This is a genomic window from Diaphorobacter sp. (assembly GCF_050251835.1).
In the GTDB taxonomy this organism is placed as follows: domain Bacteria; phylum Pseudomonadota; class Gammaproteobacteria; order Burkholderiales; family Burkholderiaceae_C; genus JBFXIE01.
Map to the genome: position 1 here is coordinate 1 of NZ_JBFWLZ010000056.1, position 10,603 is coordinate 10,603.

9 protein-coding genes, 1 other RNA gene and 1 pseudogene are annotated in these 10,603 nt (G+C 68.7%); 5 read left to right on the forward strand and 6 right to left on the reverse strand.

The window, feature by feature from the left end; genetic code table 11:
* Positions 1–174: 174 nt before the first annotated feature.
* Positions 175–879: a DUF484 family protein gene (locus tag AB7E35_RS14010; protein ID WP_428167769.1), complete on the reverse strand. Its 705-nt coding sequence runs from the start codon at positions 877–879 to the stop codon at positions 175–177.
* Positions 876–1,754, reverse strand: coding sequence for a diaminopimelate epimerase (gene dapF / locus AB7E35_RS14015; RefSeq protein ID WP_428167770.1), 879 nt, complete (start codon positions 1,752–1,754; stop codon positions 876–878). The genes AB7E35_RS14010 and dapF overlap by 4 nt, the downstream gene beginning before the upstream one ends.
* Positions 1,755–1,824: 70 nt before the next feature.
* Between dapF and AB7E35_RS14020 the strand changes: the two genes are divergently transcribed.
* Complete coding sequence (locus AB7E35_RS14020; protein ID WP_428167771.1) at positions 1,825–3,531, forward strand: MBL fold metallo-hydrolase; 1,707 nt, start codon at positions 1,825–1,827, stop codon at positions 3,529–3,531.
* Entirely contained in the window at positions 3,524–4,306 is a 783-nt protein-coding gene (locus AB7E35_RS14025; protein WP_428167772.1) for an rRNA pseudouridine synthase, read from the forward strand. Before AB7E35_RS14020 ends, AB7E35_RS14025 begins: the two co-directional genes overlap by 8 nt.
* A 60-nt stretch (positions 4,307–4,366) precedes the next feature.
* Here AB7E35_RS14025 and rnpB read toward each other — a convergent pair.
* Together rnpB and AB7E35_RS14035 are read right to left on the reverse strand one after the other, a co-directional pair.
* Positions 4,367–4,812: RNase P RNA component class A (rnpB, locus tag AB7E35_RS14030), an RNA gene on the reverse strand.
* Positions 4,813–4,856: 44 nt separating this feature from the next.
* Positions 4,857–5,027 (reverse strand): hypothetical protein, encoded by a 171-nt coding sequence (locus AB7E35_RS14035; RefSeq protein ID WP_428164405.1) that lies wholly within the window; start codon positions 5,025–5,027, stop codon positions 4,857–4,859.
* Between the two features lie 241 nt (positions 5,028–5,268).
* Here AB7E35_RS14035 and cysK point away from each other — a divergent pair, with 241 nt between their 5' ends.
* From cysK to AB7E35_RS14050, 3 genes are all read left to right on the forward strand, one after another.
* Positions 5,269–6,189: a cysteine synthase A gene (gene cysK, locus AB7E35_RS14040; protein WP_428167773.1), complete on the forward strand. Its 921-nt coding sequence runs from the start codon at positions 5,269–5,271 to the stop codon at positions 6,187–6,189.
* Between the two features lie 39 nt (positions 6,190–6,228).
* Positions 6,229–7,392 (forward strand): J domain-containing protein, encoded by a 1,164-nt coding sequence (locus AB7E35_RS14045; protein WP_428167774.1) that lies wholly within the window; start codon positions 6,229–6,231, stop codon positions 7,390–7,392.
* Positions 7,393–7,527: 135 nt separating this feature from the next.
* Complete coding sequence (locus AB7E35_RS14050; protein ID WP_428167775.1) at positions 7,528–9,333, forward strand: NAD(P)/FAD-dependent oxidoreductase; 1,806 nt, start codon at positions 7,528–7,530, stop codon at positions 9,331–9,333.
* A 38-nt stretch (positions 9,334–9,371) separates the two neighbouring features.
* Here AB7E35_RS14050 and AB7E35_RS14055 read toward each other — a convergent pair whose 3' ends face one another.
* Positions 9,372–10,355: a Bug family tripartite tricarboxylate transporter substrate binding protein gene (locus AB7E35_RS14055; protein ID WP_428164401.1), complete on the reverse strand. Its 984-nt coding sequence runs from the start codon at positions 10,353–10,355 to the stop codon at positions 9,372–9,374.
* Between the two features lie 126 nt (positions 10,356–10,481).
* Positions 10,482–10,603: pseudogene (locus AB7E35_RS14060) on the reverse strand (electron transfer flavoprotein subunit alpha/FixB family protein); the annotation flags it as partial.

Here is a 10,603-nt window from a genome sequence, read left to right on the forward strand (position 1 = left end):
CTCGCCCCTTTGGGGAGAGGGAGGGGTGAGGGGCCTCTGCGGCATGTTCATAGTCAAGTGAAAACACCTTGCGCAGTGCTGCTCTGCCTTTGCGGCTTTTTCTCTCTCTCCCGAGTGCGGGCGAGGAAGCCAATACCCTCACCAAACAAGCATTACGCGCTAATCGCTATGCCTTTATTGCAGCCGCGACAGCGCGGCGCTGGCCAGCTCGGCCATGCGGGTGAGAAAGTCGGTGCCCATCGTGGCCTCGAAGCGGTGCGGGTCGTGCGAGCCCAGCACCAGCAGACCGAAGGCCGGCTGCTCCACGCTGTCGATGGCGCCCACGCGCAGCGGCAGCAGCGCCAGCGACTGCACCTCGTGCGGCTGCGCCAGCCAGCCCGTGGCGTCAAAACCCAGGTTGGGGCCGCAAAACGGCATGGTCAGCGACGAGGCAAACGCGCGCACATCCGCGCTCACGCCCTGGGCCCAGGGGGCGTGCGCATGCGCGGGAGCCATGTCCCACAGCCGCAAGGCCACCTGCGGCACGTCAAACAGCGTGTGAATGCCCTGCTCCACCACCTGCGGCAGCGCGGCGGCGTCCTGCACGGCGGCCAGCTGGCTCGCCCAGGTCAGGATTTTCTGTGCCGTGGCGGCGTTTTCGGTGCCGTGGCGCACCATGTCCATCACGCGGTGCTCCAGGCCCTTGATCTTGTCGCGCAGCATCTCGGCCTGGCGTTCGTGCAGGCTTACGGCACGCTGGCCGTGCGGGCTGGCGATGGTGACGCTGGCCAGCAGCTCGGCGTGGCGCTCAAAAAAGCCCGGCGTGTTGGCCAGAAACTGCGCGATGTCGTCCTCGGTGATGGGGGATACGGATGAAGCGTGTGGAATGGAAGAGGTCATAGCGTGTCAGGAATGTCGATCTGGCCTTCAAACACCGTGGTGGCCGGACCAGTCATGAATACAGAGTCTTGCGGGCCGCCGGCCCAGTCGATGGTGAGCAGCCCGCCGCGCGTGTGCACCTGCACGCGCGCATCCAGCAGCCCCAGGCGCATGCCCGCCACGGCGGCAGCGCAGGCGCCCGTGCCGCAGGCCAGGGTCTCGCCCGCGCCGCGCTCGTACACGCGCAGGCGCACCTCGGTGCGGCTGAGCACCTGCAGGTAGCCGGCGTTCACGCGCTGGGCAAAACGCGGGTGGCGCTCGATCAGCGGGCCGGTCTGCGCCACGGGGGCGGTGTCCACGTCATCGACCAGCTGCACGGCGTGCGGATTGCCCATGGACACGACCACTATCAATACTGTAGCTGGCAGCGCTTGATCATCAAGGGCTAGAGGCCATTTTTGTGCCATACCCTGCATCACCGGCGCAAGGCCCGTGGTGTCAAACGGCACGCGCGCGGGCTCCAGCTCGGGGCGGCCCATGTCCACCGTCACGCGGCCATCGGGGGTCAGGCGCGGGGCGATCACGCCGGCCATGGTCTGCACGCGGATGGTGTCCTGCGCCGTCAGGCCCTTGTCGCGCACGTAGCGCGCAAAGCAGCGCGCGCCATTGCCACACTGCTCTACCTGGCCGCCATCGGCGTTGTGGATCACGTATTCAAAGTCGATGCCCGGTGCGGGCGAGGGGCGCACGCTGAGGATCTGGTCGGCACCCACGCCAAAGTGGCGGTCAGCCAGAAAGCGGTACTGCGCGGGCGTCAGGCCCAGCAGGCCCCGGGTCTCGTCGAGCACCACGAAGTCGTTGCCCGCGCCCTGCATCTTGGTAAAGCGGATGTGCATGGGGGCGGATTATCGGCGCTGCACGCCCCGCGGCCGCACTCACGGCAGCGCACTGCCCATAATGCAATCCATGCCACGCACCAGCCAACAACTCCATCCCCACCGCGAGCCGGTCACCCCTCTTCATGCGGCCACCGTGCTGCTGCTGCGCGACGCGCCCTGCCCCGATGGCGGCAGCGCGCTGGAAGTGCTGATGACGCGCCGCTCGGACAAAGCCAGCTTTGTGCCCGGCGCCTACGTCTTCCCCGGCGGCGGCATCGAGGCGCAGGACGCCGACCCCGCCGCCCATGCCCAGGCCGACCACCGCCCCGCGCAATGCGCCCAGCGCCTGACCGACGCCCTGGCCGCCATCCGCGAAAGCTTTGAAGAACTGGGCGTACTGCTGGCGCGCCACGCCGACGGCCCCCGCCAAGGGCAGATGGCCGATGCGGCCGACATTGCCGCGCTGCAGCGCCACCCGGCCGCGCCCGCCACCTTTGCCAGCCAATGCGCCGCGCGCGGCCTGCGCCTGGCGGCCGACTGCGTGTACCCGCTGGCCCACTGGACGGCCGACCGCAACCTGCCCAAGCGCTTTGCCGTGCCTTTTTTGGTGGCGCGCATGCCCGAAGGCCAGGAGCCCGTGGCCGATGGGTCCGAGCAGTTCGAGCCCGTGTGGGTGCGCCCGCAGGACGCGCTGGCGCGCCACGAGGCCGGGCAATTCTTCATGATCTTCCCCACCATCCGCACGCTGCAGCGCCTGGCGCAGTTTGCCGACGTGGACGCGGTGCTGGCCGCCGTCGCGCACGAGCAGCCGCTGTGGGTCAGCAGCCCGCGCGCGGGCCTGGTCAAGGGCAAGCCAACACCCCACATGGAGCACGAGCCGCCCTATGGCGAGCTGGCACTGGTCTGCCCCGACGGCCAGGCCCTGCATGTGCTGGACTGGCAGACCGAAACGCCCGTGCCGCTGCTCAAGAACGTGCAGCGCCTCACCGCGCCCAACCCTGGCGTGATGACCGGCCCGGGCACCAACAGCTACCTGGTGGGCGACCCGGCCACGGGCTACATCGCCATCGACCCCGGCCCGGCCGACACCGAGCACCTGGACAAGCTGTGGCGCGCCGCAGGGGGCGACATCCGCATGATCGTGTGCACGCACTCGCACCCCGACCACTCGCCCGGCGCCGCGCCGCTGCAGGCGATGTGCGTGCGCGCCGGCCGCGCCGCGCCGCCCATCCTGGGCCTGCCGTCACAACCCACGGCACGCGCGCACAGCCAGTTCGCTCCCGACCGGGCGCTACAAGATCAGGAGCTTCTCACGCTTATCGGACAAGGGCTGGACGGCAAAATCACCCACACCCTGCAGGTCATCCACACGCCCGGCCACGCGGCCAACCACCTGTGCCTGCTGCTGCGCGAAGACGGCCTGCTGTTCTCGGGCGACCACATCCTGAACGGCAGCACCACCGTCATCGACCCGCCCGACGGCAACATGGCCGACTACCTGGACTCGCTGGACCGGCTGGACGCGCTGTGTGCCGAGCATGGCGCCGAGTTCATCGCGCCCGCGCACGGCTACGTGCTGGGCGATGCCCGCGCCGCCATCGCGCGCCTGAAGGCCCACCGCCTGGCGCGCGAGGCCAAGGTGCTGGCCGCCCTGCAGGCCCGGCCGGACGGCAGCATGGACGACTGGGTGCGCCTGGCCTACGACGACGTGCCCGAGCGCCTGTGGCCCGTGGCGCAGCGCTCGCTGCTGGCGCACATCGAGCGCATCCGCATGATGGAGCCCGGCAATGACTGATGCGCACGGCGCCGAGCCCGTGCGCCTGGCCAAGCGCGTGGCGCAGCAGTTTGCCTGCTCGCGCACCACGGCCGAGCAATACATCGAAGGCGGCTGGGTGTCGGTGAACGGCCGCGTGGTCGAACTGCCCGGCGCCCGCGTGGCGCCTGGGCAAACCGTGGCGCTGGCGCCCGACGCCAACCCGATGGAGCTGACCCCCGTCACCCTGCTGCTGCACAAGCCGCCGGGTTTTGAAGCCGGGCTGGGCATGGGCGCCGCCAGCGCCCCCCACGGCAGCCGCAGCCAGGGCGCGCCGCAAGCCGTCACGCTGCTGGGCGCGCAATCACACCTGCCCGAAGACGCCGCCGGCACGCGCGTGCTGCTGCGCCACTTCAAACAGCTGGAATGCTTCACCCCGCTGCCCACCGAAGCCAGCGGGCTGGTGGTCTATACCCAGGACCGGCGCGTGGCCCGCAAGCTGGCCGAAGACATCGAGACGCTGGAGCAGGAATGCATCGTCGAAGTGGCCGGCCAGATCGCCGAGGGCGGGCTGCAAAAGCTGTGCCACGGCCTGAGCTTCAACGGCCGCCCGCTGCCGCCCATCAAGGTCAGCTGGCAAAACGAGACCCGGCTGCGCTTTGCGCTCAAGGGCATCCGCCCCGGGCAAATACCGGCCATGTGCGAGGCCGTGGGCCTGCGCGTGCTGGCCCTCAAGCGCATCCGCATCGGCCGCGTGCCGCTGGCCAAGGTGCCCGAGGGGCAGTGGCGGTATCTGCAGGGGTGGGAAAAGTTTTAATATCAAATTGATAGCTGCTAGCGCTTGCCATACAAGCGCTGGAGGCTGATTTGATCAAAAATGTGAAGCACGCCGATAAGCCGGATTCTGTGCACCCGAACCCTCTTGCAAGGGCGCGGGCGTGACCGCCATTACTCTGGGCCGGGGGTCGCCCACCCGGCTCGATGCCACCTACCCGCACACTCCGGGGGCCCCGTCAACGTGTGCCTACTTGGTGTTGCTGCGCGTAGAGATTGCCCGTTTCACCCGGATCGCGTCCCGCGCCCCGGGTGGCTATGGGACTGCAGGCTTGCGCCTGAGCGTCTGGCTTGCGCCAGCCGTCGCCAGCTTGCGCTGGCACCCCATAGAACACCCCTGGTGGCAGGTACGTGCTCCGACTCGTCTCTGTTGCTCTGATCCTCACCTCACGGTGGACAGCCGTTAGCTGCTACGCTGCCCTGTGCAGTCCGGACGTTCCTCCAGTGCCTGGTTTCCCAGATTGCACCAGCGGCGGTCTGGCGTGCTTCACGGGGGTGATTATCCGCGCTTGTGGCGCCGGTCGTGGCGCCGGTCAGCGCGCAGGGGTCAGCTGGAAGATGTTGTAGGCGATCAGCACCAGCGAACCCACGATGCCCAGCATGATCAGCCCCGGGCCCCAGCTTTTGTCGCGGGCGGAAAAGCCGATGAGCATCAGCCCGCAGCTGATGGTGAGCATGATCAGGGTGGAGTGCAAAAGGGTCATGGCGCGATCGCAGGAAGTGACAAGCGGCCCATTGTCAACCCTGCAGACGGCGAAAGCGTGAATGGCACCACCAATCTGGTGGGGCATCGGGCCTTCGGCGCGGCGCCGCGGCCTTGTGCCAGGCAGTGCGCGCTTATCCATCGGCACCATATCGTTATCGCCGCACGGCGGATCAGCTGCCCCACAATGCACGGCTTGACCACCGCTTCGCCGGATACCCACCCACCCTCCTGGAGACACCATGCGCGTTGACAACATCCTGCAAACCATCGGCAACACCCCCCATGTGCGCATCAACCGGCTGTTTGGCGCTGGCGCCCACGTGTGGATCAAATCCGAGCGCAGCAACCCCGGCGGCTCGATCAAGGACCGCATCGCGCTTGCGATGGTGGAGGCGGCCGAGCAAAGCGGCGCGCTGCAGCCCGGCGGCACCATCATCGAGCCCACCAGCGGCAACACCGGCATTGGCCTGGCGCTGGTGGCGGCCGTCAAGGGCTACAAGCTGATTTTGGTGATGCCCGACAGCATGAGCATCGAGCGCCGCCGCCTGATGCTGGCCTACGGCGCCAGCTTTGACCTGACGCCCCGCGAAAAGGGCATGAAGGGCGCCATTGCCCGCGCCCAGGAGCTGGTGGAGGCCACGCCCGGCAGCTGGATGCCCCAGCAGTTTGAAAACCCCGCCAACGTGGACGTGCACGAGCGCACCACGGCGCAGGAAATATTGAACGACTTCCCCGACGGGCTGGACGCGCTGGTCACCGGCGTGGGCACGGGCGGGCACATCACGGGCGTGGCCCGTGTGCTGAAGGCGCGCTTTCCGCAACTCAAGGTGTTTGCGGTGGAGCCCACGGCGTCGCCCGTGCTGTCGGGCGGCCAGCCGGCGCCCCACCCCATCCAGGGCATCGGCGCGGGCTTTGTCCCCAGGATCATGGACACCCGTCTGCTGGACGGCGTGATCCAGGTCGATGCCGAGCCCGCGCGTGAATACGCCCGCCGCGCCGCCCGCGAAGAGGGCCTGCTGGTGGGCATCTCCAGCGGCGCCACGCTGGCGGCCATTGCGCAAAAGCTGCCCGATCTGCCCACAGGCAGCCGCGTGCTGGGCTTCAACTACGACACGGGCGAGCGCTATCTGTCGGTCGAGGGTTTTCTGCCCACGGCCTGAACCACTTTGGGGGTGGGCATCGGACACAATTGCCCGACCATGACCAGCAGCTGCCACGCCCCCGTCCGCATTCCGGCCGCGCCCGGCGGCGCCCCGCTGACCGCACAGCAAAAAAAGTTCAACCGCCACATCGAGCGCATCGCCCAGCAGCGCGAGCTGCTGGCCCAGTGGCAGCAGGCCATTGCCGACTACCACGAGCGCTACGCGCGCGAGATCCAGCCGGCGCAAGACGGCTTGCGGGCGCTGCTGGTGGAGCTGGTGGAGTGGCTGGACACAACCGGCAGCGCAAGAAAGCTGACCAAGGCCGATCAGCGCACGCTCAGCGAGGCCATCGCCGACCGGCTTGGCATGCTGATCGACGCCACGCCCGACGAGGCCACGCGCGAGCGCCTCAAGGAAATCTACAACCGCCACAGCGGCGGCGACTACGACGCCGAAGAAGCCCAGGACCAGGAAACCGCCCGCGACATGGCGCAGGCCATCGCACGCGATCTGTTCGGCGTGGATCTGCAGGACGCGGACATGGAATCGCCGGACGCCATCTTGCGCCGCGTGCACGAGCAGATGCAGGCCCGCCAGGAGCAGGCCGGGCAAGAACGCCAGGCCCACCACGCCGCCCGGGCGCGCAAGCCCAGCGCCCAACAGCGCAAGGCGCAGGAGGCAGCGGCGCAGGCCACGCAGTCGGTGCGCGAGATCTACCGCAAGCTGGCCAGCCAGCTGCACCCCGACCGCGAGCCCGACCCCGCCGGGCGCGAGCGCAAGACCGCCCTGATGCAGCGCGTCAACCAGGCCTATGCGGGCAACAGGCTGCTCGATTTGCTGCAGCTGCAGCTGGAGGTGGAGCAGATCGACCCCGGCCACATCGCCGGCCTGAGCGAGGAGCGCCTGGCGCACTACAACCGGATGCTGGCCAGGCAGCTGGGCGAGTTGCAGCAGGAGGTGCAGGAGGTGCAGCAGCAATTCATGATCCCGTCCGGCATGGGCATGGGCCGCAACCCCAGCCCCGCCAGCCTGACGCGCGAGTTGCGCGCGTACCTGGCAACCCTCCAGGCCCAGACACTGGGGCTGCGCAAAGAGATCAACGCCCTGCGCGCCGACCCGGCCGCACTCAAGGACTGGCTGAAAGCCGAGCGCAGGCAGCAAAAAGAACGCGATGCCCTTGACGCCCAGGACGCCATCGACGAGCCAGGCCCCTGGTTCTGACGCCGCCTTCTGCTATGCAGTTAATAGCTGCCAGCGCACAGCACAAGGGCGCTACAGCCACTTTTGGCATCAAATCCTGTGTGGGGCGCAAGTGCTACCATGGCGCCCCTTTTTTTTGCTTGATCGACACAAGCCATGCTGCGCCTTTCTGAAATCAAACTGCCGCTGGCAGCCCTGCCCGCAAGCACCCGCGACGACGACACCCACCCCGACGCCCACCCCACCGCCCTGCTGCGCGCCCAGGCCGCGCAGGCGCTGGGCGTGCCCGAATCCGCCATTGCCGCCCTGCACGTGCACAAACGCAGCTTTGACGCGCGCAAGGCCGAACTGCTGGCGGTGTACATCCTGGACGTGCAGCTGGCCGATGCCGCGCAGGCAAGCGCCCTGCTGGCGCGCCACGCGGGGCACCCGCACATCCAGCCCACGCCCGACATGGCCTGGCGCCCCGTCGGTCGCGCCAGCGAGGTGCCCGCGCTGCGCCCGGTGGTGGTGGGCTTTGGGCCCTGCGGCATTTTTGCGGCGCTGGTGCTGGCGCAAATGGGCTTCAGGCCCATCGTGCTCGAGCGCGGCAAGCCCGTGCGCGAACGCACCAAGGACACCTGGGGCCTGTGGCGCAAGCGCGAACTGAACCCCGAGAGCAACGTGCAGTTTGGCGAAGGCGGCGCAGGCACCTTCAGCGACGGCAAGCTCTACAGCCAGATCAAGGACCCGCGCCACCTGGGCCGCAAGGTGATGCAGGAGTTTGTGGCCGCGGGCGCGCCGCCCGAGATTTTGTACGTGGCCCATCCGCACATCGGCACCTTCAAGCTGGTGAAGGTGGTGGAGTCGCTGCGCGCGCAGATCACCCTGCTGGGCGGCGAGGTGCGCTTTCAGCAGCGCGTGGACGGCGTGATCATCGAGTCGGCCCCCACCGGCCAGCGCCACCTGCGCGGCCTGCGCGTGCGCGACCTGGCCAGCGGCGCGGTGCAAGAGCTGCGCGCCGACCATGTGGTCATGGCCCTGGGCCACAGCGCGCGCGACAGCTTTGCCATGCTGCATGGCGCAGGCGTGGCCATGCAGGCCAAGCCGTTCTCGGTGGGCGTGCGCATCGAGCACCCGCAAAGCGTGATCGACCGCGCGCGCTGGGGCCAGCACGCGGGCCACCCGCTGCTGGGCGCGGCCGACTACAAGCTGGTGCACCACGCCACCACGCCCCCAGTCGCTGGGCGCACCGTCTATAGCTTTTGCATGTGCCCCGGCGGCACCGTGGTGGCCGCCACCAGCGAGCCAGGGCGCGTGGTCACCAACGGCATGAGCCAGTACTCGCGCGCCGAGCGCAACGCCAACGCCGGCCTGGTGGTGGGCGTGGAGCCGCAGGACTACCCGCGCGAGCCCGCCGCCTTCGAGGCCACGCTGGGCGCCACCCACGGCATGGAAGCACTGGCCGCAGGCCATACGCATCCGCTGGCCGGCATCGTGCTGCAGCGCCAGCTGGAGTCCAACGCCTACCAACTGGGGGGCGGCAATTACAACGCCCCGGCGCAGCGCGTGGGCGACTTTCTGGCGCACCGTGCGTCCAGCGCGCTGGGCGACGTGCAGCCCTCGTACAAGCCGGGCGTCACGCTGGTCAGCATGGACGACGCCCTGCCCGCCTTTGCCACCGCCGCCATGCGCGAGGCGCTGCCCGCGTTCGGGCGCAAGATCCGCGGCTACGACATGGCCGACGCGGTGCTGACGGGCGTGGAAACGCGCACCTCGTCGCCGCTGCGCATCGATCGCGGCGGCGACTTCCAGAGCCTGAACACCGCGGGCCTGTACCCGGCCGGCGAGGGCGCGGGCTACGCGGGCGGCATTTTGTCGGCGGGGGTGGATGGCATCAAGGTGGGCGAGGCCGTGGCCTGCGCCCTGCTGGGCCTGCCGCTGCCGTCGTCAGGCACGCGCGGCTCGGGCGGCGCGGCCTGACCGGGCTGGGGCTGCAACTGCAGCCGTAGCTGCGGGATTCAGTCCAGCGTCACCTTGGCGTCGCGGATCACCTTGCCCCACTTGGCGGTCTCGGCCTCGATGAAGGCGTCGCAGGCCTCGGGCGTGCTGCCTTCGGCAAAGGTGCCCATGGCTTCGAGCTTGGCGCGCGTTTCGTCGCTGCGGATGATGGCGTTGACGGCATCCGACATGCGCTTGACGATGTCGCGCGGCGTGCCGGCCGGGGCAATCATGCTGGCCCAGGTGCTGCCGATCAGGCCGGGGATGCCCTGCTCGACAAAGGTGGGCACATCGGGCACGGCGGGCAGGCGCTTGTCTCCAGACACGCCAATCAGGCGCACGCGGCCCGCCTTGCCGGGCTGGATCAGGCCGGTGGGCGCATCAAAAAACAGCTGAATCTGCCCGCCCAGCAGGTCGGTGAAGGCGGGCGATGCGCCGCGGTAAGGGATGTGCACCATGAAGGTGTTGGTCAGCGCCTTCATCAGCTCGCTGGTCAGGTGCGCGGCCGAGCCCGTGCCCGACGAGCCAAAGCTGACCTTGCCCGGGTTGGCCTTGGCGTAGGCCAGCAGCTCTTTGGTGTTCTTGAACGGCGCGTTGTTGGGCACGGCCGCCAGCAGCGGCGACACGCCCATCAGCGACACGCCCACCAGATCCTTGCGCGGGTTGTAGGGCAGCTTGGGGTACAGGCTGGTGTTGGCCGCGTAGGCGGCAATCACCACGCCAAAGGTGTGGCCGTCGGGCGCTGCCTTGGCCACGGCATCGACACCAATGATGCTGTTGGCGCCGGGCTTGTTGTCGATCACGATGGGCTGGCCCAGCGCCTTTTGCAGGCCCACCTGCAGCAGGCGCGCCATCTGGTCGGTAAAGCCGCCGGCCGTGTAGGGCACGATGATCTTGATCGGCTTGCTGGGCCAGGCGGCCTGCGCCAACGTGGGCAGCGCTGCGCTGGCCAGCGCAGCAGTGCCGACCTGCACCAGGGTGCGGCGGGAGATGTTTGTGCTCATGGGGTTTGCCTCATGGGTTTACTAATAAAAAGTGGCGCAAGCCCTTATAGGACAAGCGCCACTAGCTATTGATTAAATAGCGCCAAAACGATTGTCCGGTGCTACTGCGTTGCGCCTTACAGCGCCTTACAGCGCCTTGACCAGCTCCGGCACCGCCGTGAACAGGTCCGCCTCCAGCCCGTAGTCGGCCACGCCGAAGATCGGCGCCTCGGGGTCCTTGTTGATCGCCACGATCACCTTGCTGTCCT